Raw genomic sequence first — 24,155 nt, forward strand, 5'->3', positions numbered from 1 at the left:
TGTAGGCCGGGTAAGCGAAGCGCCACCCGGCAACATGTTGGGCTCGGAGCCTGATTTCTTGCCGGATACGGTTATCGGTTTTCCTGGTTCTCAGCCCGGGAAAGCGTTTCTCACGCGTGACTTCAGCGTACTCTGTGCTCCCGCTTCGTGGTGCTATGGAATTCTATATGTTCTGAAAAGGATTTATCCATGAGTGTCCTCTTTCCACCCAGGCTTGCTCCAGGAGATGTTATTGGTGTAACCGCTCCCTCTTCTGGCGTACCTGAACATCTGCATCCCAGACTGGAACTCGCCATAAAAAACCTAAAGAAAAGAGGTTACCAGGTCCGCGAAGGACGCTGCTTACGCTCGCAGCACAAAAATAAAAGCGCAACTAAATTTTCTCGCGTTGAAGAATTAATGTCTTATCTTACTGACCCAGATATAAAAGCTGTTATGCCACCTTGGGGCGGTGATCTGGCGATGGAATTACTTGATTTGATTGATTTTGATCTGTTGTCCCGGTCTAAACCAAAATGGTTTGTGGGCTTTTCAGATCTTAGTACACTTCATTTCCCACTGACGACGATATCGGGCTGGGCTACTTTGCATGGGCCGAACCTCATGGATCTTGGCGCTCAAAAGTTAGATGCCACCACTCAGGCCGTATGGGAAATTCTGGAATCGAATCGGGGAACTGTAATCAAACAGTACTCTTCAACAGCATTTCAAGCGGATGAAAATCAATGGGGAACAGCGTCAGACGGAGGTTTCAATCTGACCCAAAAAACACAGTGGAAACGCCTTGATGGTGTTACATCTTCTCTGACATTTAGCGGGAAACTGATCGGCGGCTGCCTCGAAATAATATCCAGGTTAGCAGGTACACCATTCGGGAATGTGCCCTTGTTCAAGGCGAGCAATAGCCCTCAAGGAATAATCCTCTATTTTGAAAATGTGGAAATGGCTCCCTGTGAATTAACACGCGCATTATTTAGCTTACGATTACAGGGTTGGTTTGATAACTTAAATGGTGTTCTTATCGGCAGAAGTGCTGCACCCGACGTAAGCGACCCGACTAAACATAATTATCTGGATGCCCTTAAAGCTGCTTTTGATAATATTGCCGTGCCCGTACTGTATGATGTTGATATTGGCCACATACCTCCTCAAATATCCCTGGTCAATGGAGCCGATGCGACGGTATTTTTCGCTGAAAATGGTAGCTGGGTAACTCAGCAGTTGTAGATAAGGCATTATTAATAATAAAGGCGGGCCTTGCTGTTCTTTTGCACTGAAGATCCGCTCTTCGTTCAGAGCGGATCTTCAGTGCAGTTAACTTTTCCGATTCGTGCAAGGCGCGGACAATGGTCCGGATTAATTTCTGTTAATAAAGAAGCAAGTCGGTCCATATACTCTCCATAATTTGCAAAAAATAAATCAACAAACCTCTGTCAGAATTTCCTTTCTGAACCGGAGGCGTTATGAACAAAATAAACTATCAAATCAAATACATTGAATATTTGTTAAGAAAATGCAGAACAATTTTGACTAATGACATTTCATTTCATGCAGACAGGTTAAGAGAAATATCTGGCACATATCCGGATTTACTCAACCCTGTAACGCTTAATGAGAAAATTTGCCATCGCATTTTATTTATCCACAACCCATTTTATACATTGCTTGCTGATAAACTTCTGGTCAGGCAGTATGTTGAGAAACGGACTAATTTAATTAAGCTTATTCCTTTAGTAGGTGTTTATAATAGAGTTGATGATATTGATTTCGACAAACTTCCCTCAAAATTTGTTTTGAAATGCAATCATGATAGTGGTAGCGCGGTCATATGCACGGATAAAACGAATATTGATCCCGCTAAGGTTAAAAGCAAATTAAAACTATCTCTTAAAAAGAACATGTATTATACGACCCGAGAATGGCAGTATAAAAACATACCACCCGTGATCCTATGCGAAATGTATCTGGATCTATTTTCCAGTAAACACCGGAATATAACTCCGGAAATGATAAGAATACATTGCTTTCACGGTGTGGCATGTTTTATCGAGGCCGACTTTACTGACAGCGATGGAAACGAATTCATTAACGTTTATGACAGAGCGTGGAATTTACAACCCTTTCAGATGGAATACCCAAACACGCCATTGCCGGTTGATGAACCAGAATCATTTCATAAATCCGTTATTGCCGCCCAGGACTTAGCAAAAGAAATAGACTACTGCCGCGTCGATCTTATGCTAAAAGGAGATGATATCTATTTCAGCGAAATAACATTAAGCCCCAAAAGAGGCAAACTTAAAATCACCCCATCAATTTGGGACGCAAAACTCGGCAGTATGTGGGATCTGTCTCTTGCTAAAACAGGTTCGATCGAGCCTGTGTATTCATGCCCTTAAACAGGCCATGAGAGTTTGAAAAGTGAGCCATTTTCTGGTGTTAAACTATAGCTAACGTCTCCACCGTGGGCGCACATAATGGCTTTAACTACCGACAACCCTAAACCACAGCCCTCTGGATTAATATTTTTGGCGTATTCTCCTCGCTGAAAAGGCTGGAATAAGGACTTCTGGAGTTCTTCAGGAATTCCAGGTCCTTGGTCCTGAACGATAATAAAATTATCGTTTCCTGTAATACCATTCTTTATTAACAGCGTTTGTGATGTGGAGTATTTTAAGGCATTGTCAAAAAGAACGGTGAGGCACTGAATAATGCGTAAGGGATCGCAAACGCAATACTGCTGGTTAATCTCAGTGACAATTTTGAAATGCTTTTTATCAAAGTCCGGCCAAAAGGTATCAAGCGCATTTGAAATCGTGGCCTTGAGATCGACTTCACTCAGCATCAAGGAGTACCCTGCGCCTCCTGAAGAACTCACGACGCGGAGATCTTCAATTAAGTTGGTCAGACCTTCAGTTTGTTTAAGAAGGTTTCTGAATAACGACGGTTCTGGTTCGAAAACACCGTCAACCAGTCCCTGAAGCCTCCCACGTAAGATAGTCACCGGCGTCCGGAGTTCATGAGCAATTGCAGCATTCCATAAATTTCGCTGCGCATCCAGCGTCTGTAACTTTTCAGCCATCTCATTAAAGTCATTGACGAGCCTATTCATCTCTCCCAACTTAGAACTGCTGTTAAATGCTCTGGCACTAAGGTTTCCCTGAGAGATTTGTTTCAGGCTGTATGCAACGTCATTCAGTGGGTTGAATATTCTTGCAGACAGCTTTACGGTAAAGAAAAGTGCAACGACCAGACTGGTAATGGACGCCATCAGAATCCACATCCAGTCAAGGAATGTCATAGCATCTTCACTACCTTCGTTCATTCCACCCGGCAGGTAATAAATCAGGAAACTATAAAATAAGTAGGAACCGAGTATTGCAATGGCAATAATAACAAACGTTAACAACAACATATATGTCAAAATCTGACGGCTCAGAATCGTTTCTTTGTTCATTTTTTGTCACCCAACCGGTAGCCTAATCCTCGGATGCTTTCCGGAATGCCCTTCAATCCGGCATGTTCAAGCTTTTTCCGAAGTTTACTCATATGACTGTCTACAGTACGATCCAGCGAGTCTCCCTCAGGTAAACACGCATCGAGTAACTCTTCACGTGAACAGACTTTTCTCGGGTTTCTCGCCAAATAGGTTAAAAGCTTAAACTCAGTGGTGGTTAATACTGGCGTGGAAACCTCACCTTGTGCAGTGATTTCAACGTAAAACTCATCAGGATAAATCGTTAAAAAAGGCGTTCTTAAAGGCCGTGAATGTGTAGACTCTGCAACCGGTCTGGTTCTGCGAAGCACAGCTTCAACCCGGGCAATAACCTCAGATGGATTGAAGGGTTTTATCACATAGTCGTCAGCCCCGAGCCGTAGCCCCATCAGTTTATCAACGTCTTGATCCAGTGCTGTCACCATGATGACCGGTACATTCGTTTCCTTTCTTAACGTGGTGAGAACATTCCAGCCATCGTACACGGGCAGGTGGATGTCCAATAGCAGGAGATCAGGCTTGTTCAGACGGGTAAGATTGATTGCCTGCTCACCGTCTTCGGCTCTTAAGGTTTTCATACCTGCCTTACGTAAATAGCCTGTCAGTATGGCAGCGATGTCATCATCGTCTTCTGCGACGATAATCAGATTGTTGTTGTTCATATTTTCTTCCACAGTGCTGATGACAACATGCATTTTACCCTGAAAGCACTTTTATCGTCATGCTTAAAGCTCTTTAACTCAATTACAAACATTAATTTTCAATTTGATGTCTTTTGACAGGTACTTTTTGGAAAAGTTCATCAAGAAATTTTCTTAAAATTTTACCAGACTCACTCTCCATATTCACTACACATTTTATAAATAATTAATCAACATCGCTAAGTGATAATCTACAACCAGGTTAAGTGGTGCATGCAATATGTACTTTGTCTAAGGAGTTTTATGGTGCTGACTAAATGTTTTTTCCGGCGCGAGAATTTGATGGCCTCACTTTTATTTTGCATCGTTTCATATGGGTTGCTATCTACTTGGCTTTACCTTGTGCATTCAATTAATGAAAAAGTAGAATCAACATTACCCTCATCTTTACTGATTCGTGTTTTGATAATCATTACAGCATTATCATTTATTATTCAGAAAAAACCTGGAGTTTTTAAAAACTTCATTGCAATAACATTCGGTCTGGTTTTAGTGTTTATACACACCATCATTGTATTACATCTGCTTTTGAATACTTTTCCAGATATCTATGATTTTGTTTTTTATTATGAATTTTTTTTAATGGTTTTCTTTTGCGGACTACCTTTATGTTTATGTATAAGAATGGTTTGATATTATGCAATGTCAATATGATACATAACCTCAGGAGTGAGTACACATATCCTCCATAAAACATCCATTCACGATTGACATCATCACGTTACACTTAGCACATGGATTTATGACTGCTCTGTTCTGCTGTCTCGTTTCACTTAGCTGACATAATAAACCAACTGCAGAACCCTTTACACACAGATGTTTAATATAATTTATCATGATTTATAAAGGCAACGACAAACCTATGGCCCCCGGGGTTGCTATTTCACTTAAGAGACTTGCCTGGCGGCACAGAAAGAAATTGTGCATTACTTTCATGCTGGTTATTGCTGAAAACGTTGCATTCCTGCTCTACCCCGTTCTGGCGGGCATGGCGATAAATGCCATCCTGGGCGGACAGACGTCACATGCGGCTCTTTATGGCCTGATGGTTCTGTTCATGTGGTGCATGGGAGCCGCCAGACGTAGTGTCGATACGCGAACGTTTGCACGTATCTACGCAAGTCTTGCTGTGACTGTAGTATTATCCCAGCGAAAATATTCACTTAATCACTCGACTATTGCTGCGAGAGTCACTCTATCACGTGAATTTGTAGATTTCTTCGAGTTGCACCTGCCCGTATTGATCACCTCGATCATTTCCCTTTTCGGCGCAGCAATTATGCTGTTATGGATTGAATTCTGGACAGGTATAGCCTGTTTGATCATCGTGGCAATACTGATGTGTTTTGTCTCAAGCTATGCCAGCAAAAATGAGACATTCTACAGACGGCTGAATAATCGCCTTGAGAAAGAGGTCGATTATGTTAATAAGGCGTCTTTTGGTGCTCTTAAGCGACATTATGACACACTTGCTCGTCTGCGCGTGGTGTTATCCGACAGAGAGGCATGGGGATATTTATCAATAGGCCTTCTGGTTTCTGCTCTCTTTTCCATGACCATTATCAGGATGAGCATGGAATCCGGAATTAATGCCGGACATATTTATTCCGTCATGACCTATATGTGGATGTTTGCAACAAGCCTTGATGACGCACCACAACTTCTTGAGAAATTTTCCCAGCTCAGGGATATCGGTAAACGGGTTTCGACTGACGATGAGACCTCTTTATCAGGAAAACCATGCTGAACTTTTACCCTTTGTATGTTGACTGGAAGTACACCTGATGCCGCACTTTTTCATTGAGCGCCCCATCTTCGCATGGGTTATTGCCCTGTTTATTGTTCTGACGGGACTGTTGTCCATACCTCGTTTACCGGTTGCGCAATACCCTGAAGTTGCGCCACCCGGTATTATCATTTCAGTGAGTTACCCTGGAGCTAGCCCGGAAGTGATGAACACATCCGTCGTGTCTCTGATCGAGCGTGAAATTTCGAGTGTTGACAATTTACTCTATTTTGAATCTTCCAGTGACACGACAGGGATGGCGTCAATTACGGTAACTTTCAAACCCGGCACCGACATCAAACTCGCCCAGATGGATCTGCAAAACCAAATTAAAATTGTGGAATCTCGCCTGCCGCAGTCGGTAAGACAGAATGGGATAAATGTTGAGGCAGCTAATTCCGGTTTTTTAATGATGGTGGGGTTAAAATCGCCAAGCGGAGCCTATCAGGAAGCTGACTTAAGCGATTATTTTGCAAGGAATGTTACTGATGAACTCCGTCGCGTACCTGGTGTAGGTAAAGTCCAGCTTTTTGGCGGAGAAAAGGCACTCCGCATATGGCTGGACCCGATGAAATTACACAGCTATGGGCTCTCTGTTACGGATGTATTAAGCGCCATCAGTCAACAAAACGTGATTGTTTCACCGGGCAGAACCGGAGATGAACCCGCGACGAGCAGTCAAGAGGTGACCTATCCAATAACGGTAAAAGGGCAGCTCTCTTCGGTTGAAGAATTTCGCAATATCACGATTAAATCACAGGTCTCAGCCGCCCGGGTGACACTGGCAGACGTTGCCCGCGTGGAATCCGGGTTGCAAAGTTACGCATTTGGCATCCGTGAAAATGGCGTGCCTGCAACGGCTGCCGCCATTCAGTTGTCTCCTGGCGCAAATGCGATTAGTACTGCGTCGGGTATCCGCGCGCGGTTAACAGAACTGTCCGGTGTGCTTCCCGAGGGAATGACATTCACCGTGCCTTTCGATACGGCTCCATTTGTAAAGCTATCGATATTGAAGGTAGTTGAGACATTTGTTGAAGCCATGGTTCTGGTCTTTTTCGTGATGCTGCTTTTCCTTCACAAGATACGCTGTACGCTTATTCCTGCGATTGTGGCACCCGTGGCGCTGCTCGGCACATTTACCGTAATGCTATTAAGCGGTTATTCCATCAATATTTTAACCATGTTTGGAATGATACTGGCCATCGGGATTATTGTTGACGATGCTATTGTTGTGGTGGAGAACGTCGAACGACTGATGGAAGACAAAAAAATGTCTCCACAGGATGCAACGCGAGAAGCGATGCGTGAAATTACGCCGGCAATCATTGGTATTACGCTGGTGCTCACTGCGGTGTTTATACCAATGGCCTTTGCCAGCGGTTCTGTGGGTATTATTTATCGACAGTTCAGCATTTCGATGGCGATATCCATTTTACTGTCGGCATTCCTGGCGCTGACGTTAACGCCTGCGCTTTGTGCAACCCTGCTCAAACCACATGGTATTCATCAGGGTAAAAGCAGCGTATTTTCAGCGTGGTTTAACGCTCACTTTCATCGCCTGACTTCGTTTTACGCCACTGGTCTGGGATTTGTACTGAAGCGTACTGGCCGTATGATGATGATCTACGCTGCATTATGTTTGGCATTGTTTGCCGGGCTGTCCACCTTACCATCATCATTTTTACCCGATGAAGATCAGGGTTATTTTATGTCCTCAATCCAGCTTCCTTCTGATGCCACGATGCAGCGGACGCTTAAGGTCGTCGATACATTTGAAGAGGAGATCGCCCATCGGCAGGCGGTAGAAAGTAACATTATGATTCTGGGATTTGGTTTTTCAGGGTCAGGCCAAAATTCGGCCATGGCATTCACCACCCTCAAGGACTGGAGACAACGCAAAGGAACCACGGCACAGGAAGAAGCTGACCATATTCGGTCCCAAATGGCAAACGTGCCGGACGCCGTAACAATGAGTCTGCTGCCTCCGGCTATTTCTGATATGGGAACCTCATCCGGGTTCACTTATTATTTACAGGACAGAGGGGGGAAAGGCTATCAGGCACTCAAAAAGGCGGCCAATGAGCTTATTGTACAGGCAAATCATAATCCTCACCTTGCCGATGTCTATATTGATGGACTTGGTGAGGGAACAAGCCTTTCCCTGCATGTCGACAGGGAAAAAGCGGAAGCCATGGGGGTTTCGTTTGATGAAATAAATCAAACCATTTCCGTTGCAGCAGGTTCCAATTATGTTAATGACTATACCAATAATGGTCGGGTTCAGCAGGTTATCGTCCAGGCGGATGCGCCATACCGGATGCAGCCTGAACAACTTTTGGCTTTGTCTGTTAAAAACCGTCTGGGGCAGATGCTTCCATTATCCACTTTTGTGACGCTTTCGTGGAATGTTGCACCGCAGCAACTGATACGCTATCAGGGATATCCTGCCATACGCATAACCGGGAGTTCCGCACAGGGAAAATCGTCAGGTACCGCAATGGCGGCAATGGACAATCTGGCTAAGCACTTACCACCGGGGTTCGCCGGGGAGTGGGCGGGAAGTTCGTTACAGGAAAAAGAGTCTGCATCACAGCTTCCGGGTCTTATTGTGCTCTCGGTACTGGTGGTATTCATGGTGCTGGCTGCTCTTTACGAAAGCTGGTCCATTCCCTTCGCGGTCATGCTCGTTGTTCCTCTGGGGCTGCTCGGCGCTGTGCTGGCCGTATCCGTTACAAATATGACGAATGACGTCTTTTTCAAAGTGGGTCTGATAACCCTGATTGGACTTTCCGCCAAGAATGCGATTCTGATTATCGAGTTCGCGAGACAATTGATGAAAGAAGGAAAGAGCCTTATTGACGCGACATTGACGGCTGCAAAGCTACGCTTACGGCCAATTCTGATGACTTCTCTGGCTTTCACATTAGGTGTTGTTCCGCTGATGCTTGCCAGTGGAGCCAGCGACAGCACGCAGCATGCGATTGGTACCGGTGTATTCGGCGGGATGATTAGCGGAACGCTACTGGCCATTTTCTTTGTTCCGGTATTTTTCGTGACGATCACACGATTTACAGGCATGCGAAAATACAGACTGGGGAATAGCCGGAACGGCTAATCTCTGCCCTGTGTACCGGCCAGTTTAAAGCAGACTTCTTGCTGAACTGGCTGGCATTACATTATCAAGGACATTATGACCATCATTACCACTCAAAGATTAATCATTCGCCATTTTAAGGAAGAGGATGCGGCAGCTCTTTTCGATTACCTCTCTTCACCACGTACTCCTTGCTTTAAGGATGAAAAGTTACATTCACTCGCTGAGGCAGAGGTCGACGTGGCTAAACGAGCCTCTGACCCAACACAGTTTGCCGTTTGTCTAAAAGAAACCGATACGTTAATCGGACATCTTTTTGCGGACAATAGCAACGAACCAGACAACAATACCTGGTCAGTAGGCTGGCATTTTAATCAACGTTTTGAACATCAGGGATATGCAAGCGAGTCAGTTGCTGCACTGTTTGATTATTTATTTAAAGTAAAAGGCGCCAGACGTTTGTATGCCTGGGTGGAAGATTATAATTACTCCTCTCAAAAACTATGCGAGCGACTACTTATGCGACGTGAAGGATGTTTTAAAGAATTTGTCTCCTTTGAAAACGAGGAGGGTAAGGCAAGGTATGACGACACATACATCTATGCGTTACTGCATAAAGAATGGACGAAGTAGAGGACGAAGAAAAATGTCCGCTCCTCGCTCATGGCGGACCTTTGGCTCAGTTAACAGTTCGCGCCGTGCCAGAAGCGGATCTCGCTTACTGCCAGGTATCAGTATTTACGGGAAGCAGATCAGCCAGGCTAGGGATATCTATTATTGAGTATTGAACTGAAATCGTATGTCTTGGATTTAAAATCGTTTGCGGGTGGGATATAGGCATTGAGCTTTTTACTGATGCTTGATACTCTCAGAGCACAAGCAGCGACCCAACACCATACTATAAAAGCCACAATAACGACGTATAGAGATTTCAAAATCTCTATACCATCACTCTGTGAAGAACCTCTGTATATCTCAGCACCGATATATAATAGCAACGATATTAACACAAAAGGTATTATCCACTTATGGAATTTATGAGGGTATATATTCCCGTTAGTAATTGTGTACATGCCCTGATAACGCAAGACTGCCTTCAAGGACGGAATCAATGACTGTGCATAATCTGAACTCAAGCATATGATTTTATAAGATAAAAGCCAATCTCTATGCAGTCCGAACGACTGTAGGCGGAACTGCTGTTCCGCCTTTGCTAACGGATCGGAGATGGGTACAGAAGAGGTTCTAAGCCATTCGACTGCTTTTATCTGCTCGGAGGATGAGCGTGAAAAAAAGTCTCTGCGATGAAACTGAATATACTTTTTTGTAATCGCTCCAATGATAGTAAGAATGACTGCGGAACCCACTTGGTTACTAAATAGGTCCTTTATTATCGATATCATAGCTTTTCTCCTGCTTATCTAATTTCTAAAAGAGATAATATTTTATTTTTTAAAAGCTAAAAAATTTGGTTCCTCAATTTTATAGCAACTACAGTTCCTTTCAAAAGATCTCAGTCTAAAGAATACTACTTTCTCCGGCAGCAACTCCATTACCTGTGGTTTAACACGTAGCATAAAGTCATCAATGGAGCTATCCCGTTCCCGAACTTCCGCTCCTCGCTCAAATCAGACCTTCATCCCAGTCAGATTGCCCACGTCGTGTCGAAGCGTAAGTGAGAACGCCAGAAGCCCTCAAATATCGATGCTTCGTTTCTCCGGGATGCTTACACTTACACCCAAACCAAAAAAAGCCCCTGCGCGAAAGCAGGGGCAAGCCATGTCAGAGCTTTTTTTATTAGTTAAAGACCATCCCGCCGTCGATCAGCAATGACTGACCGGTCATATAATCAGAATCCGGGCTGGCAAGATAGGAGACGCAGGCGGCGACATCTTCCGGCTCGGACAGGCGGCCGAGGGTGATGCGTTTGGCGAACTCGGCGGTACCGTAGCCCAGCGGTTTACCGGCGGCTTCGGACACCTGGCGGTCAATTTCGGCCCACATCGGCGTTTTGACAATCCCCGGGCAGTAGCCGTTGACCGTGATGCCCAGCGGCGCGAGGTCGCGAGCGGCGGTCTGGGTTAAGCCGCGTACGGCGAATTTACTCGAGCTATATACCGCCAGCTCCGGGTTGCCGACGTGGCCGGCCTGGGAACAGGCGTTGATGATTTTCCCGCCGTGACCCTCTTTCTTAAAGGCCTCGACCGCCGCCTGGATGCCCCAGATCACCCCTTTGACGTTGATATTGTAGACTTTGTCGACAATCTCCGGGGTAATGGACTCGATCGGCGTGGATGGCGCCACGCCGGCGTTGTTGACGATGACGTCGAAGCCGCCCAGCGTTTTGCGCGCCTGTTCGACGGCGGCAAATACCTGGTCGCGGTCAGAAACATCCACTTTCACCGCCATGGCGCGGCCGCCGGCCTGGTTGATTTCGGAGGCGACCGCTTTGGCGGTGGCGTCGTTATAATCGGCAATGGCCACGGCAAATCCATCCTTCACCAGACGAAGGGCGATAGCTTTACCAATCCCCTGGCCGGCGCCGGTAACAAGTGCGACTTTTTTCATTTTTCTTTCCTTATTGTGATGACTTACAGAATCTGACTCAGATGCAGCTGGCCCATCAGCAGCGGGTTATCGCGATAATCCACCGGGATGGCCACTACCGCCGGGCCGTCGACGTCGATCGCCGCGCGCAGGGTCGGCTCCAGCGCCTCGGCGCTTTCCACGGCAAACCCTTTCGCGCCGAAGGATTCGGCATAGGCTTTAAAATCCATCGGCCCGAACTCGACGCCGGACAGGCGCTGATATTTTTTCTCTTCCTGGATAGCGACCATGTTGTAGCCGTTATCGACCCAGATCAGGTGCAGCACGTTGGCTTTCAGGCGGACGGCGGTCTCCAGCTCCATGCTCGACTGCAGGAAGCCGCCGTCGCCGGAGACGGAGACCACTTTGCGCTCAGGATTGACCAGCCAGGCGCCGATGGCCCAGGGTAGGGCGACGCCCATGGTCTGCTGGCCGTTGGAGATCATCACCTGGCGGGCGCGGAAGCTGTACAGGTAGCGGGCAATCCAGATATGGAAGCTGCCCATGTCCACGGTTAACGTGACGTCGCTGTTGACGATGTCCTGCATGGCGCGAACGATGCGCAGGGGATGCAGGGCAAACTGGTTGAGCTGCGCGCCGCGGCGGTCCAGCAGCTCGCGCTGGTGCTGGCGGTCGCGGAGGATCTCCGCCGCCTGCGGGGAGAGCACCAGCCGATGATCGATATTTTGCGCCAGCTTGTTGAGAGTGCCGGCGATATCGCCCACCAGCTCGACATCCGGGGTATAGTTGCGCTCTTCATAGGCGGGCAGCACGTCGATGTGCACCAGCGTCGCGTTGCCGCTGTTCCACATCGCCGGTTCGTATTCCACCGGGCTGTAGCCGATGCAGATCACCAGGTCGGCAAGCTGCAGCAGACGGTCCCCGGCCTGGTTGTTAAACAGCCCAACCCGGCCGGCGAAGCGAGAGAAGTTATCCTGATTCACCGCTCCGGCGGCCTGATAGGTGCTGGTGACTGGAATATGGCTGGTCTCCAGCAAACGGCGCAGCGCCTTGCTGTTTTCCGGCTGGCTGGCCATCAGGCCGAGCAGGAAGATCGGGTTCTTCGCCTGGGCGATAAGCTTCGCCACCTGGTCGATGGCATCATCCGGCGCGGCGCCCATCTGCGGGGCCCCGCTGGCCGGCAGCACTTTGCCGCTGACCGGGCCATCGACCACATCCTGCGGCAGGCTAACGAACGCGCTGCCCGGCCGGCCCTGCTCGGCGGCGCGGAAGGCGTTGGAGACCACTTCCGCCAGCGCATCCGGCGCCGTCACCTCGACGGCGTATTTGGTTACCGGGCTGAACATCGCCACCGTATCCATACTCTGATGGACCTGTTTGGCTTTATCGGCGCGTTTTACCGCGCCGCCCAGGGCCACCACCGGGTCGCCTTCGCTGTTCGCGGTGGCCATGCCGGTGATCAGGTTAGAACAACCCGGACCGGAGGTGACCAGCGCCACGCCCGCTTTGCCGGTAATACGTCCGACGGCGGCGGCCATAAATGCGGCGTTGGCTTCGTGGCGTACCGGAATAATGCGAATGGAGGAATCCAGCAGTGAATCGAAGACCTTGTCGATTTTGGCGCCGGGGATGCCGAACACCTGGCGTACCCCCTGAGCTTCCAGCTGACTGACGACGAGATCGGCGCCGTGCGCCCACTGGCGTACCGGATACTGTTTGTCCATGTGACCCCCTTAACTTTCTACGGAACGGATGGCGGCATCGAGATTATCGGGATGCAGATTAGCCTGCAGGAACGCGCTGTCGGCGGGCAGGTCGATCATCAGCTTGTGAATTTCGCCGAAGGTCAGCACCCCGTGGTCGAGCTGGTAATCCAGCAGGTGACCACCGCCTTTGCGGTCATCGGTAATAAAATGCTCGTGATACCCGGCGACGTTGATCCCCTGCATATGCTGCGGGGTCCGGAAGCCGACCAGCACCCCTTCGCGCTGGTTAAAGCGGAACACCGGCTGATCGTCGAGTACGTCGGTCATCGCCCGGTACGGCGGCGTCTGGCGCGGCACGGTGCGGGTATGGGCATGGCGGAAATGGCCGTCGATGCGCAGGGCGCAGAACAGGTTGTCAGAGGGGATTTGCTGGTCGATCACCTCGTGCAGTTGCTGGCGGCTCACCGGATGGTCAAAGGTTTTCCGGTACTGCGGCTGGAACCAAGTCATCACCGCGAACGGCGTTTTCTGCTCCGGCTGGGCTTTGCGCGCGCTGCCGTCGGCGCGCAGCTGATAGACCTGACTGCTGAAGGCGATCAGCTCCCCGTCCAGCTCATTAAAGGTGCCGAGGCCGAAATCGCCGTGTTTCAGCAGGTCGGCGATGGTGGTGCTGCCTTCGTAAACCCCGCTCAGCAGGGCGCTCATGAGCGATGTCTGATAGAGCACGCTCTCGGGATGCTGCGCGGAAAACGCCCGCAGGGTTTCGCATAGACTCTCTTCGCAGGTGCATTCAGCAGAATGATTCATATACCACTTCCTCGTTCAACAAATATAAGAAAGGTTAAATAAATGTTGACCCGATTCAGCTCACAGTTCCAATATAGAAACCATGCTGGTTTGAGACGTTTTCGATATGGAACTTCGTTATCTTCGCTATTTTGTCGCCGTCGCCAGGACGCGGCACTTCACCCAGGCCGCCAAGGAGCTGGGTATTTCACAGCCTCCGTTAAGTCAGCAAATTCAGCGGCTTGAGCGCGAAGTGGGAACCCCGCTGTTCCGGCGTTTAACCCGTGGGGTGGAGCTGACGGAAGCGGGAGAGTCTTTCTATGAGGATGCCCGCCAGATCCTCGCCATGAGCGATGCGGCGCTGGAGAAGGCCAAGGGCATTGCGCGCGGGATGAACGGCAGCCTGTCGCTAGGCATTACCAGTTCTGATGCTTTCCATCCGCAAATCTTCACGCTGCTGCACCGTTTTCAGCTCGACCACCCCGGGGTGACCCTGCACCAGATGGAAGACAATATGGCCAATCTGATGACCGCCCTGAGCGAGGCCGAGCTGGATATCGCCTTCGTCCGCCTGCCGTGCGAGAGCAGTAAAGCCTTTAATCTGCGGATTATCGATGAGGAGCCGATGGTTATCGCGCTGCCGCGCGATAACCCGCTGGCGACGCAGCCGACCCTGGCCCTGGAGCAGCTGCGCGACGTGGCGCCGATCCTCTTCCCGCGGGAGGTGGCCCCCGGGCTGTATGAGCTGGTGTATAACAGTTGCCTGCGCGCCGGGATCGATATGGAGCGCGCCTGGCAGTCGTCGCAAATTTCGTCGTCGCTGAGCATGGTCAATGCTGGCTTCGGCTTCGCGCTGGTTCCGCAGTCGATGACCTGCATCCAGCAGCCGAACGTCAGCTATCACCCGCTTAGCGGGGCGCCGCTGAAGACCGATATCGCCATCGCCTGGCGGCGCTTCGAGCGCTCGCGTACGGTGAAACGCTTTCTGGCGATGTTCTGATCTTCGCGGCGCCAGCGGCTTACTGCGCCACCCAGCCGCCATCCATGTTCCATGCGGCGCCGCGCACCTGGGCGGCGGCGTCGCTGCACAGAAACAGCGCCATTTCGCCCAGCTGCTGCGGGGTGACAAACTCCCCGGAGGGCTGTTTTTCCGCCAGCAGCTGGGCGCTGGCCTGCTCCGGGTCGACCCCCTCGGCGATGCGCTTATCGATCTGCTGCTGCACCAGCGGGGTTAGCACCCAGCCCGGGCAGATGGCGTTGCAGGTGATGCCGCTGCGCGCGGTTTCCAGGGCCACGGTTTTGGTCAGCCCGACCACCGCGTGCTTGGCGGCGACGTAGGCCGATTTCTCTTTCGACGCCACCAGGCCATGCACTGAGGCAATGTTGATGATGCGCCCCCAGTTGCGCTGGCGCATACCCGGCAGCGCCAGGCGGGTGGTGTGGAAGACGCTGGAGAGATTGATGGCGAGAATATCGTTCCATTTGTCCACCGGGAACTGCTCCACCGGGGCCACGTGCTGGATGCCGGCGTTATTGATCACGATATCGACGCCGCCGAAGGTGCTTTCGGCATAGTGCATCATCGCCTCGATCTGCCCGACGTCGCGCAGGTCGGCGTCGTGATAGCCGGGGATCTTGCCCAGCGCGGCGACTTCAGCCCGGGCGTGGCTGCTGTCGCCGAAGCCATTGAGCACCAGCTGGGCGCCTGCCTGCGCCAGCACTTTGGCGATCCCTAAACCGATGCCGCTGGTGGAGCCGGTGACCAGCGCCGTTTTACCGTGTAAGTTCATTGTATTACTCCTTCAATCTGGTATCAGACAATGCCGGTCACATAGAACGTGGCAATGACAAACAGTACCGCGAGGCTTTTGATCACCGTGATGGCGAAAATGCCGCCGTAGGCCTGGCGATGGCTCAGGCCGGTGATCGCCAGCAGGGTGATCACCGCCCCGTTGTGCGGCAGGGTGTCCATGCCGCCGCTGGCCATGGCGGCGACACGGTGCAGTACCTCGAGCGGAATATTGGCGGCGTGGGCGGCGGCGACAAAGGTCTCGGACATCGCCGCCAGGGCGATGCTCATCCCCCCGGAGGCCGAGCCGGTGATCCCGGCCAGCACCGTGACGCTGATCGCCTCGTTTAACAGCGGATTGGGAATGGCCGCGAGGGCTTTTGACAGCACAAGGAAACCCGGCAGGGCGGCGATAACCGCGCCGAAGCCATACTCAGAGGCGGTGTTCATCGCCGCGAGAATAGCCCCGCCCACCGCCGTCCGGCTTCCCTCCGCCAGCCGGCCGCGGATATTGCGATAGCCGCAAACCAGCACCAGCACAATGCCGGAGAGCAGCGCCGCCTGCACCGCCCAGATGGCGGTGATTTTTCCCACTTCGGTGACGACAGGCTTCGCCAGGCCCGGCAGGGTGAGCTCATGGCTGGCGCCGTACCACTGCGGGATCCAGTGGGTGAACAGCAAATTCAGCACCCCCACTAACAGCAACGGGGCGATAGCGATTAGCGGATGCGGCAGATCGATGTCATCCGGGGTCTCCGGCTCATTTTGCAGGTCGGTCCCATAGCCTTCGCCGCGGGCCTGCGCTTTGCGGCGCTGACGCTCCAGCCACAGCAAACCGAAGATGATAATGAACAGCGAGCCGATAAGCCCCAGCCAGGGGGCCGCCCAGGCGTTGGTGCCGAAGAAGCTGGTGGGAATAATATTCTGGATCTGCGGCGTGCCGGGCAGGGCGTCCATGGTAAACGAGAATGCCCCGAGGGCGACGGTGGCGGGGATCAGCCGTTTGGGGATCCCGCTCTGGCGAAATAGTTCGGCGGCGAAAGGGTAGACGGCAAAGGCCACCACAAACAGCGACACCCCGCCGTAGGTCAGCAGGGCGCACACCAGCACGATCACCGGGATCGCGTGGCGGCGCCCAAGGATGCGGATGGCGGCGGCGACAATCGAACGAGAGAATCCCGACAGCTCAATCAGCTTGCCGAATACCGCGCCCAGCAGAAACACCGGGAAATAGAGCTTCACAAAGCCGACCATTTTTTCCATAAACAGGCCGGTAAAGGCCGGGCCGACCGCGCCCGGGTCGGTGAGGAGCACCGCGCCGAGGGCGGCGATCGGCGCAAAGAGGATCACGCTGTATCCACGGTAGGCTGCCAGCATCAGTAACGCCAGCGCGGCCAGGGCTATTATCACACTCATCACGACGTCTCACTCTCATTGTTATTGTAGGGGTACAGAACGCGATACTAGGGTTTCAGGGCGAAGCGCAGCTGGTGTTCCCGACGCGACTGGATGCGCTGGTGCCGGGCCTCGTCCCAGCGGTAAAAGCCTTGCCCGCTGCGGGCGCCGGTGTCGCCTCGCGCCACTTTCTCCGCCACCAGCGACATCATCTCCGTGCCGCTGGCCAGCTCCGGCAGCAGGTGCTGGCAGATATCCTGGACCGTCGCCAGGCCGGTCATGTCCGCAGCCTCCAGCGGGCCGACCATCGCATAGCGGCGGCCCAGCGAGGCGCGCATCACCTGGTCCACCACCTCCGGGGAAGCGATGCCGCTGTGGACGATATGCAGCGCTTCGCGCAGCAGGGCGAACTGCAGCCGGTTGCCGACAAAGCCCGGCGCGGCGCGGTTGAGCACCACCGCCTCCAGCGCGCAGGCGGCGCAAAAGTCGCTCACCTCGCGCGCCAGATGAGGCAGCGTGGCGCTCCCGGGCACCACCTCCACCAGCGGGATCAGGTGCGGCGGATGCCAGAAATGAGCGATCAGTAGCCGTTCCGGGAGGCGCATGCCCTGCGCCAGCTGATCCGGCGGCAGGCCGCTGGTGTTGCTGGCGATAATCGCCTCGTCGGCGATCAGCGTTTCCAGCTCGGCGTACAGGGCGTGCTTCAGCGCCAGCCGTTCGGGGATCGCTTCAATCAGCAGCGTGGCATCGGCCAGGGCATTCAGCGTCGGGGTGGGGGTCAGACGGGCCAGCACCGCGTCGCGGTCGACGGGATCCTGTTGACCGCTGGCCTCCAGCTCGCACAGGATGGCGCTGGCCACTGCCGGAACCTCGGCGAGACGCTGCGGATCGGTGTCATACAGGCGGACGGCGTGACCGTGGCGGGCGAAATGGCAGGCGATACCGACGCCCATCAGTCCCGCGCCGAGTACCGCCAGGCGTGGTGTAAACATAGTGGCTCCTGTTAACGTTGTAGAGTCATGGCGATGCCCTGGCCGCCGCCGACGCACAGGGTTGCCAGCCCTTTGCTGGCGCCCCGGCGCTGCATCTCATGCACCAGGCTGACGAGGATCCGGCAGCCGGAGGCGCCGATGGGATGTCCAAGGGCGATGGCGCCGCCGTTGACGTTGACCTTCTCGCTATCCCACTCAAGCAGCTGACCGACGGCCAGCGCCTGGACGGCAAAAGCCTCGTTGGCTTCGATAAGGTCCACCTCGTCCAGCGTCCAGCCGGCGCGATGCAGCGCCTGGCGGCAGGCGCTCACCGGGCCGATGCCCATCACCGATGGGTCGACCCCGGCGACCGCTGAGCTGACAATGCGCGCCAGCACCGGCAGCCCAAGCTCGCGCGCTTTATCGACGCGCATCAGCAGGACCGCCGCGGCGCCGTCGTTCAGCGACGAGGCATTCCCGGCGGTGACGCTGCCGTCAGCCGGGCGAAACGCCGGGCGCAGCTGGGCCAACTGCTGCTCGCTGGTCTCCGGGCGCGGTTGCTCATCGTCAGTCACGAATCGCGGCGGCTTTTTGCCCTGCGGGACGCTGACCGGAACGATCTCCTCACGAAAGCGCCCGGCGGCGATAGCAGCCGCCGCTTTGCGCTGGGAGCTGGCGGCGAAGGCGTCCTGGCGCTCGCGGCTGATGTCGAAGGCGTCGGCGAGGTTCTCGGCGGTAATGCCCATGTGGTAGTCGTTAAAGGCGTCCCACAGGCCGTCCTGGATCATGCTGTCCTGTAGGCTGGCGTGGCCGAAACGCAGGCCGTCGCGGGCGCCATGCATCAGATAGGGAGCATTGCTCATACTCTCCTGGCCGCCGGCGATAACGATCCCGGCGTCGCCGCAGCGGATCGCCTGCACCGCCTGCTGAACCGCTTTCAGTCCGGAGCCGCACACCAGATTGACGGTGACCGCCGGAGTGTCGACCGGCAGGCCGGCCCGCAGCGCGGTCTGGCGCGCCGGGTTTTGCCCGCAGCCGGCGGTAAGCACCTGGCCGAAAATTAGTTCGTCGACCGCTGCGGCGGGCAGCTGGCAGCGTTCAAGCAGGCCGCGCACCACCGCTGCGCCGAGGTCGACGGCGGAAAGAGGGGCGAAGGCGCCGCGAAAGCTGCCTACCGGGGTGCGTACTGCAGCAACAATGGCAATATCGGTCATGGTCTCTCCTTAACTGAAGCGCATTTCGCGCACGTCGTCAGCGACGATCAGCCGTCCCGCCGTTTTACGTATCACCTCGTCGGGGCTGACCCCCGGGGCCACTTCGCGCAGGACAAACGCGCCGTCGACAATCTCCAGCAGGGCCAGATCGGTGAGTACCCGGCGAATACAGCCCACGCCGGTGAGCGGCAGGGTGCACTGCGGCAGCAGTTTGGATTCGCCGTTTTTTGAGGCGTGGGTCATCACCACGATGATGTTCCGCGCGCCGGCTACCAGGTCCATGGCGCCGCCCATCCCCTTGACCATTTTTCCAGGGATCATCCATGAGGCGATGTTGCCCGCGACGTCGACCTCAAAGGCGCCAAGAACGGTCAGGTCGACGTGGCCGCCGCGGATCATGGCGAACGACTGGGCGGAATCGAAGATCGCCGCCCCGGTTTGCGCGGTGACGGTTTGTTTACCGGCGTTAATCATGTCGGCGTCGATGGTTTCCTCATCGGGAAATTCGCCCATCCCCAGCAGGCCGTTCTCCGACTGGAGCATCACTTCAATGCCGGCGGGAATGTAGTTGGCCACCAGCGTCGGGATACCGATCCCGAGGTTGACGTAGTCGCCGTCGCGCAGCTCCTGGGCGACGCGCATCGCCATTTGTTCACGGGTCAGCATCTCAGTGCCCTCCGGCGCGCAGGGTGCGCTGTTCAATACGTTTTTCGAATTGCCCGACGATCAGCCGGTCGACATAGATCCCCGGAGTATGGATGGCGGAGGGGGGCAGTTCGCCCGGCGGCACAATCTCTTCCACCTCCACCACCGTAATGCGCCCGGCGGTGGCCATCAGCGGGTTGAAATTCTGCGCGGTGTGGCGATAGACCACGTTGCCGTACCAGTCGGCTTTCCAGCCTTTGACCAGCGCGAAATCGCCGCGGATCGCCTCTTCAAGGATGTAGTGTCTTCCGTCGAACTGGCGCACCTCTTTGCCTTCGGCGACGGGGGTGCCATACCCGGTGGCGGTGTAAAAGCCGGGGATGCCGGCGCCGCCGGCGCGGATTTTTTCCGCCAGCGTTCCCTGTGGGGTGAGTTCTACCGCCAGCTCGCCGCTCAGCACCAGCTGTTCAAACAGCGCGTTTTCCCCGACGTAAGAGGCCACCACCTTGCTGACCTGGCGCGACTCCAGCAGCATGCCGAGACCGAAACCGTCGACCCCGCAGTTGTTGGAGACCACCGTCAGCCCCTGCACCTGGCGACGCTGCACCTCGGCGATCAAGTTCTCGGGAATGCCGCACAGGCCGAAGCCGCCGGCGAGCAGCGTCATGCCGTCCGTTAACCCTTCCAGCGCCGCTTCGTAACTGGCGACGCGTTTATCCAGTCCTGCCATCTTGTCTCTCCTGCCTTGCGATAGCCTTATCATTGGCGCAGGCGACTGATTTGATAATTTTGAATTTGTGACTCACTCATTTGGAATTTTAATTAATTTCCTGTTAACTAATTTTTTTCAATTAGTTAACAGGATGAAAAATGAGAATGAGTGTCAAACAGTTACGCGCGTTTTTAGCGGTAGCTCACACTCTGAATTTCGCCCACGCCAGCGAAAGGCTGAATCTGTCGCAGCCAGCTCTCAGCCTGACCATCAAAGGGTTGGAGGAGGCGCTGGGCGGCGCGCTGCTGCAGCGCAGCACCCGCAAAGTGACCCTCACCCAGGAGGGGGAACTCTTTCTGCCGATGGCCCGTCAGCTGCTGGCCGACTGGGATAACGTCGAGGAGGCCATGCGTCAGAGCTTTACCCTGCAGCGGGGGAAAATTTCGGTCGCCGCGATGCCGTCGTTTGCCGCCAACGTTCTGCCGGAGGCGCTGAAAGCCTTTCGCGACCGCTATGCCGGGGTGAACGTCACTGTGCATGACGTGATTAATGAGCAGGTGATCGAGATGGTGCGCGAGGGGCGGGTGGAGATGGGCATCGCTTTCGAGCCATCGCCCAACCACAACCTGCTGTTTACCCCGCTGGCGGTGGACCGCTTCGTGGCGATCGTTCCCCAACAATCCCCGCTGGCGAAGAAAAAGCAGCTCACCTGGCAGGAGCTGTTGACCCTCGACTTTATTACCCTGCAGCGCCCCTCGGCGGTACGCCTGATGCTGGAGGAGGCGCTGGCGCGCAGCGGACGTCAGCTGGACGTGGCGCTGGAGAGTCATCAGTTGGTGACGGTGGGGAGAATGGTGGCCAGCGGCCTGGGGGGCAGCGCGGTGCCGGCGCTGTGTAAAACGCAGATGGCATCGTTGGGCGCCGTCTGCATCCCGCTCAGCGATCCGCCGATTGAGAAGTGCGTCGGCGCGATCCATGCCGGACATCTGCCGCTGTCGAAGGCGGCGCAGGCGCTGCTGGATACGCTGAAAGGGTTTTTACCCACCTGAGGTGTGGGCGTCAAAAAAAACCGGCCTGCTGGCCGGTTTGACAATCAGATTTTGCAGGCGTCGCCGCAGTCGTCGTCGGCAACGATCGCCTGGGCTTTTTTGTCCGCTTCTTCCAGACGCTCCGCGTTGCGCTCTTCCGCTTCATCCAGGCCGCTGAAGACCAGGTTGTCGAGATCAATTTCCATAAGTTACCTATCGTTGCTGGTTTTGAATCAGGGTCAAGTATAGGGCATAACCGCCAGCGGATGTAGCCGCGCTTCGCGCCGAAGGCACAGAGCGTTAAGTCGCTGAGCGGAGGGCGTTACCTACCATAAATAATCGTTGACAGAATAAGTTTAGCGACAAATAACGTCGCCAGGATAATTTCCTGCCTAAATATTAAATGAAAGGACAACGAAGGAGTAATTAAGCGTTGACGAAACGCTTTTATGTTAATATGGCCGCGATTATGGATGAATCTATGGATCTTAATCAATGGAACATACTGTTGCAGGCGCCATCAAAGAATGGCGTAAACATAATAAAGTGATCGGTCAGGTCAAAATAAGCTATAAAAAAATTTTACGAAAATGCAGAGAGCTCTCGCTCGCAGGAGGTAAATACAGAGAATATCAAGGACTTTGTGCGAAATATCAGTGCGCGCGGTTGACCGCGGTGACCAAAGGACTGGTGCCTTTTGAGGATAAACCGTTTAAAGCGTATCTCAATAAACGGCTGTCAAAACGACGCAAACTGGATATTGCCCATGGTTCACTGAATTTCATCGAGAAAACGTTTCACCCTGATATCCTGCCGCAGCTCTACAATGTCGCGGATTTTGGCCGCGAGATGTTTTCTATTCCCTTGAAAAATGGCGATAAGCTTGACGTTAAGCTGCTGGCCTCGCCGTTTCAGGAGGAAGGGGAGCTGATGCTGCAGCTGTTTCTTGGCGACCGGCGCGTCTATAGCGTCTGTTTTTCCTGCACCGACGATGGCCGCGCTTATATCGGCGGCATCCAGGGCGGGAAAGATATCACCAATGACGAAGTGAAGGTGCTGACTAAAGAGCTGCATGGCGCGCGGCCGAAAAATATCATCATGAGCGTGCTGTATGGTTTGCTGCGATATTTCAACATCTCCACGGTCTACGCCATCGATTCTGATTACCACGTGAAAAGCGATCTGGTGAAAGCCAGTTATTCATCGCTGTGGCTGGAAATGGGCGGTGAGAAACAGGCTCGCGGCTGGTATAAACTGCCGGCGCAAGAGATCAAAAAGAGTATTGAAGAGGTGAAAAGTAAGCACCGGAGCCAGTTTATTAAGCGCGAAGGTCTTAAAGAGCTGATTCAGATTAATATGGCGAATGCCCTGCAGCAAATTACCTTGCCTGCGCGGGTGAATTAACGCCACTCACACGTCAGGCGGGCAGCAGGGGGCTGCTGCCCGCCTGACGATATCCTTTCTTCACTGGCGCGTTTCCAGCCAGATTTCATCCTATCCCAGGGCTTTTGTGGCCGGTCGAAAATGGCGAGGCCGCGCGTCCGGCAAGCAGTGCCAGGAATACATTCCTCAGGTTTCGGCATGGGTACCGGCTTTGACGATCTGTAGCGCGCTGGGGCTCGCCACGCTGCCGCTGGCAGTGACGAACCCCGGATGGACGGTCTCGCCGCTGGCGCTGTCCACCAATGCAATAGGCGGCGCGCTATGCAGCACGTGCTGGTGGCCCCATTCCATCAGGGCGAACAGCACCAGCGCCGGGATACTGCTGTGGCTGGTGCCGATGGCCGCCCTGGCGCTAATGCTGGGCTGGGCGCATCCGCTGACCCAGATGAGCGGGTTCTTTACCAAAGCCGCGCTGATGACTTTCGGCGGGGCGTATGCCGTCCTGCCTTACGTTTACCAGGGGGCGGTGACCCACTATGGCTGGCTGACCGCAGGGCAGATGATGGACGGCCTCGCCCTGGGGGAATCGACCCCCGGACCGTTGATCATGGTGGTGACCTTTGTCGGGTTTGTCGGCGGTTACACCAAAGCGGTATTGGGCGTTGATGAAGTGCTGCTGGGGGGCATCGCGGCGGCGTGCCTGGTGACATGGTTTACCTTTTGCCCTCGTTTATCTTTATTCTCGCCGGCGGGCCGTTTATCGAAACCACCCATAATAAAGTGGGATTTACCGCGCCGTTGGCCGCCGCCGCGGTGGGCTTTATCGTCCATATGGCGGGACTGTCCGGCGCAGGATGATGTTGGGCGGCAACGGGCCAGCGACCCGTTAGCGCCCAACCGGA

Annotated in this window: 23 protein-coding genes and 1 pseudogene; 10 read left to right on the forward strand and 14 right to left on the reverse strand. The window is 53.8% G+C overall.

Features of this window, described 5'->3' with window-relative positions:
* Window positions 1–189: 189 nt before the first annotated feature.
* Together KHQ26_RS01575 and KHQ26_RS01580 are read left to right on the forward strand one after the other, a co-directional pair.
* On the forward strand, window positions 190–1,227 hold the full coding sequence (locus KHQ26_RS01575; RefSeq protein ID WP_020804272.1) for a S66 family peptidase: 1,038 nt from the start codon (window positions 190–192) through the stop codon (window positions 1,225–1,227).
* Window positions 1,228–1,463: 236 nt separating this feature from the next.
* Window positions 1,464–2,399 (forward strand): ATP-grasp fold amidoligase family protein, encoded by a 936-nt coding sequence (locus KHQ26_RS01580; RefSeq protein ID WP_004148636.1) that lies wholly within the window; start codon window positions 1,464–1,466, stop codon window positions 2,397–2,399.
* Here KHQ26_RS01580 and ccrB read toward each other — a convergent pair.
* Together ccrB and KHQ26_RS01590 are read right to left on the reverse strand one after the other, a co-directional pair.
* On the reverse strand, window positions 2,396–3,457 hold the full coding sequence (ccrB, locus tag KHQ26_RS01585; protein WP_004184324.1) for a HAMP domain-containing histidine kinase CrrB: 1,062 nt from the start codon (window positions 3,455–3,457) through the stop codon (window positions 2,396–2,398). The genes KHQ26_RS01580 and ccrB overlap by 4 nt on opposite strands.
* Window positions 3,454–4,158: a response regulator gene (locus KHQ26_RS01590; protein ID WP_004151175.1), complete on the reverse strand. Its 705-nt coding sequence runs from the start codon at window positions 4,156–4,158 to the stop codon at window positions 3,454–3,456. Before KHQ26_RS01590 ends, ccrB begins: the two co-directional genes overlap by 4 nt.
* Before the next feature lie 282 nt (window positions 4,159–4,440).
* Here KHQ26_RS01590 and KHQ26_RS01595 point away from each other — a divergent pair, with 282 nt between their 5' ends.
* The 4 genes from KHQ26_RS01595 (at window position 4,441) to KHQ26_RS01610 (ending at window position 9,710) form a co-directional block, all read left to right on the forward strand.
* The gene (locus tag KHQ26_RS01595; protein ID WP_004219658.1) at window positions 4,441–4,830 is read left to right on the forward strand and encodes a transporter; all 390 of its coding nucleotides are present in this window, start codon (window positions 4,441–4,443) and stop codon (window positions 4,828–4,830) included.
* Between the two features lie 229 nt (window positions 4,831–5,059).
* Window positions 5,060–5,944 (forward strand): ABC transporter six-transmembrane domain-containing protein, encoded by an 885-nt coding sequence (locus KHQ26_RS01600; RefSeq protein WP_004151176.1) that lies wholly within the window; start codon window positions 5,060–5,062, stop codon window positions 5,942–5,944.
* 37 nt (window positions 5,945–5,981) lie between these two features.
* Complete coding sequence (gene kexD / locus KHQ26_RS01605; RefSeq protein WP_029497076.1) at window positions 5,982–9,098, forward strand: multidrug efflux RND transporter permease subunit KexD; 3,117 nt, start codon at window positions 5,982–5,984, stop codon at window positions 9,096–9,098.
* Window positions 9,099–9,173: 75 nt separating this feature from the next.
* Window positions 9,174–9,710, forward strand: a complete 537-nt coding sequence (locus tag KHQ26_RS01610) for a GNAT family N-acetyltransferase (RefSeq protein ID WP_004189572.1) — start codon at window positions 9,174–9,176, stop codon at window positions 9,708–9,710.
* 128 nt (window positions 9,711–9,838) lie between these two features.
* Here the strand turns inward: KHQ26_RS01610 and KHQ26_RS25935 are convergent, their stop codons facing one another.
* The 4 genes from KHQ26_RS25935 to budA form a co-directional block, all read right to left on the reverse strand.
* The gene (locus tag KHQ26_RS25935) at window positions 9,839–10,480 is read right to left on the reverse strand and encodes a hypothetical protein (RefSeq protein ID WP_029497077.1); all 642 of its coding nucleotides are present in this window, start codon (window positions 10,478–10,480) and stop codon (window positions 9,839–9,841) included.
* Window positions 10,481–10,874: 394 nt separating this feature from the next.
* Window positions 10,875–11,645, reverse strand: a complete 771-nt coding sequence (locus KHQ26_RS01615) for a (S)-acetoin forming diacetyl reductase (protein WP_004151179.1) — start codon at window positions 11,643–11,645, stop codon at window positions 10,875–10,877.
* Window positions 11,646–11,668: 23 nt separating this feature from the next.
* Window positions 11,669–13,348, reverse strand: coding sequence for an acetolactate synthase AlsS (gene alsS, locus KHQ26_RS01620; protein ID WP_020804271.1), 1,680 nt, complete (start codon window positions 13,346–13,348; stop codon window positions 11,669–11,671).
* A 9-nt stretch (window positions 13,349–13,357) separates the two neighbouring features.
* A complete protein-coding gene (gene budA, locus KHQ26_RS01625) occupies window positions 13,358–14,137 on the reverse strand; it encodes an acetolactate decarboxylase (protein ID WP_002908205.1) in 780 nt (259 codons plus the stop codon).
* A gap of 106 nt (window positions 14,138–14,243) precedes the next feature.
* Here budA and KHQ26_RS01630 point away from each other — a divergent pair, with 106 nt between their 5' ends.
* Window positions 14,244–15,116 carry a LysR family transcriptional regulator gene (locus KHQ26_RS01630; protein ID WP_004145376.1) on the forward strand — a complete coding sequence of 291 codons (873 nt, stop codon included), beginning with the start codon at window positions 14,244–14,246 and terminating at the stop codon, window positions 15,114–15,116.
* 19 nt (window positions 15,117–15,135) lie between these two features.
* On the opposite strand, the gene KHQ26_RS01635 is transcribed toward KHQ26_RS01630, so the two are convergent.
* From KHQ26_RS01635 to KHQ26_RS01660, 6 genes are read right to left on the reverse strand one after another with little or no spacing between them, the layout of a single operon-like run.
* Window positions 15,136–15,906, reverse strand: a complete 771-nt coding sequence (locus KHQ26_RS01635; RefSeq protein WP_004189574.1) for a 3-hydroxybutyrate dehydrogenase — start codon at window positions 15,904–15,906, stop codon at window positions 15,136–15,138.
* A gap of 23 nt (window positions 15,907–15,929) precedes the next feature.
* A complete protein-coding gene (locus KHQ26_RS01640) occupies window positions 15,930–17,324 on the reverse strand; it encodes a GntP family permease (RefSeq protein ID WP_014907456.1) in 1,395 nt (464 codons plus the stop codon).
* Window positions 17,325–17,368: 44 nt separating this feature from the next.
* On the reverse strand, window positions 17,369–18,292 hold the full coding sequence (locus KHQ26_RS01645) for a 3-hydroxyacyl-CoA dehydrogenase family protein (protein ID WP_020804268.1): 924 nt from the start codon (window positions 18,290–18,292) through the stop codon (window positions 17,369–17,371).
* Window positions 18,293–18,303: 11 nt separating this feature from the next.
* A complete protein-coding gene (locus tag KHQ26_RS01650) occupies window positions 18,304–19,485 on the reverse strand; it encodes an acetyl-CoA C-acetyltransferase (protein ID WP_004175759.1) in 1,182 nt (393 codons plus the stop codon).
* 9 nt (window positions 19,486–19,494) lie between these two features.
* The gene (locus KHQ26_RS01655) at window positions 19,495–20,151 is read right to left on the reverse strand and encodes a CoA transferase subunit B (protein WP_020804273.1); all 657 of its coding nucleotides are present in this window, start codon (window positions 20,149–20,151) and stop codon (window positions 19,495–19,497) included.
* Window position 20,152: 1 nt separating this feature from the next.
* Window positions 20,153–20,860: a CoA transferase subunit A gene (locus KHQ26_RS01660; RefSeq protein WP_004175762.1), complete on the reverse strand. Its 708-nt coding sequence runs from the start codon at window positions 20,858–20,860 to the stop codon at window positions 20,153–20,155.
* Between the two features lie 140 nt (window positions 20,861–21,000).
* On the opposite strand from KHQ26_RS01660, the gene KHQ26_RS01665 reads away from it, so the two are divergent.
* Window positions 21,001–21,891 carry a LysR family transcriptional regulator gene (locus tag KHQ26_RS01665; protein ID WP_004189584.1) on the forward strand — a complete coding sequence of 297 codons (891 nt, stop codon included), beginning with the start codon at window positions 21,001–21,003 and terminating at the stop codon, window positions 21,889–21,891.
* 44 nt (window positions 21,892–21,935) lie between these two features.
* On the opposite strand, the gene KHQ26_RS01670 is transcribed toward KHQ26_RS01665, so the two are convergent.
* Window positions 21,936–22,076: a hypothetical protein gene (locus tag KHQ26_RS01670; RefSeq protein WP_002908189.1), complete on the reverse strand. Its 141-nt coding sequence runs from the start codon at window positions 22,074–22,076 to the stop codon at window positions 21,936–21,938.
* Between the two features lie 289 nt (window positions 22,077–22,365).
* Between KHQ26_RS01670 and KHQ26_RS01675 the strand changes: the two genes are divergently transcribed.
* A complete protein-coding gene (locus KHQ26_RS01675) occupies window positions 22,366–23,274 on the forward strand; it encodes a DUF535 family protein (protein ID WP_015874879.1) in 909 nt (302 codons plus the stop codon).
* 165 nt (window positions 23,275–23,439) lie between these two features.
* Here the strand turns inward: KHQ26_RS01675 and KHQ26_RS01680 are convergent, their stop codons facing one another.
* Complete coding sequence (locus tag KHQ26_RS01680; RefSeq protein ID WP_002908185.1) at window positions 23,440–23,718, reverse strand: hypothetical protein; 279 nt, start codon at window positions 23,716–23,718, stop codon at window positions 23,440–23,442.
* Between KHQ26_RS01680 and KHQ26_RS01685 the strand changes: the two are divergent.
* Window positions 23,624–24,090, forward strand: a pseudogene (locus tag KHQ26_RS01685) (chromate transporter); the annotation flags it as partial. The gene KHQ26_RS01680 and the pseudogene KHQ26_RS01685 overlap by 95 nt on opposite strands.
* Window positions 24,091–24,155 lie beyond the last annotated feature (65 nt).

The organism is Klebsiella sp. 10 (assembly GCF_018223925.1).
GTDB lineage: Bacteria > Pseudomonadota > Gammaproteobacteria > Enterobacterales > Enterobacteriaceae > Klebsiella > Klebsiella pneumoniae.

Excerpts from the sequence above, each read along its gene's own strand:
- KHQ26_RS01575 (WP_020804272.1), top strand. The coding sequence starts at position 190 with ATGAGTGTCCTCTTTCCACCCAGGCTTGCTCCAGGAGATGTTATTGGT.
- KHQ26_RS01580 (WP_004148636.1), top strand. The coding sequence starts at position 1,464 with ATGAACAAAATAAACTATCAAATCAAATACATTGAATATTTGTTAAGA.
- ccrB (WP_004184324.1), bottom strand. The coding sequence starts at position 3,457 with ATGAACAAAGAAACGATTCTGAGCCGTCAGATTTTGACATATATGTTG.
- KHQ26_RS01590 (WP_004151175.1), bottom strand. The coding sequence starts at position 4,158 with ATGAACAACAACAATCTGATTATCGTCGCAGAAGACGATGATGACATC.
- KHQ26_RS01595 (WP_004219658.1), top strand. The coding sequence starts at position 4,441 with ATGGTGCTGACTAAATGTTTTTTCCGGCGCGAGAATTTGATGGCCTCA.
- KHQ26_RS01600 (WP_004151176.1), top strand. The coding sequence starts at position 5,060 with ATGGCCCCCGGGGTTGCTATTTCACTTAAGAGACTTGCCTGGCGGCAC.
- kexD (WP_029497076.1), top strand. The coding sequence starts at position 5,982 with ATGCCGCACTTTTTCATTGAGCGCCCCATCTTCGCATGGGTTATTGCC.
- KHQ26_RS01610 (WP_004189572.1), top strand. The coding sequence starts at position 9,174 with ATGACCATCATTACCACTCAAAGATTAATCATTCGCCATTTTAAGGAA.
- KHQ26_RS25935 (WP_029497077.1), bottom strand. The coding sequence starts at position 10,480 with ATGATATCGATAATAAAGGACCTATTTAGTAACCAAGTGGGTTCCGCA.
- KHQ26_RS01615 (WP_004151179.1), bottom strand. The coding sequence starts at position 11,645 with ATGAAAAAAGTCGCACTTGTTACCGGCGCCGGCCAGGGGATTGGTAAA.
- alsS (WP_020804271.1), bottom strand. The coding sequence starts at position 13,348 with ATGGACAAACAGTATCCGGTACGCCAGTGGGCGCACGGCGCCGATCTC.
- budA (WP_002908205.1), bottom strand. The coding sequence starts at position 14,137 with ATGAATCATTCTGCTGAATGCACCTGCGAAGAGAGTCTATGCGAAACC.
- KHQ26_RS01630 (WP_004145376.1), top strand. The coding sequence starts at position 14,244 with ATGGAACTTCGTTATCTTCGCTATTTTGTCGCCGTCGCCAGGACGCGG.
- KHQ26_RS01635 (WP_004189574.1), bottom strand. The coding sequence starts at position 15,906 with ATGAACTTACACGGTAAAACGGCGCTGGTCACCGGCTCCACCAGCGGC.
- KHQ26_RS01645 (WP_020804268.1), bottom strand. The coding sequence starts at position 18,292 with ATGTTTACACCACGCCTGGCGGTACTCGGCGCGGGACTGATGGGCGTC.
- KHQ26_RS01650 (WP_004175759.1), bottom strand. The coding sequence starts at position 19,485 with ATGACCGATATTGCCATTGTTGCTGCAGTACGCACCCCGGTAGGCAGC.
- KHQ26_RS01655 (WP_020804273.1), bottom strand. The coding sequence starts at position 20,151 with ATGCTGACCCGTGAACAAATGGCGATGCGCGTCGCCCAGGAGCTGCGC.
- KHQ26_RS01660 (WP_004175762.1), bottom strand. The coding sequence starts at position 20,860 with ATGGCAGGACTGGATAAACGCGTCGCCAGTTACGAAGCGGCGCTGGAA.
- KHQ26_RS01665 (WP_004189584.1), top strand. The coding sequence starts at position 21,001 with ATGAGAATGAGTGTCAAACAGTTACGCGCGTTTTTAGCGGTAGCTCAC.
- KHQ26_RS01670 (WP_002908189.1), bottom strand. The coding sequence starts at position 22,076 with ATGGAAATTGATCTCGACAACCTGGTCTTCAGCGGCCTGGATGAAGCG.
- KHQ26_RS01675 (WP_015874879.1), top strand. The coding sequence starts at position 22,366 with ATGGAACATACTGTTGCAGGCGCCATCAAAGAATGGCGTAAACATAAT.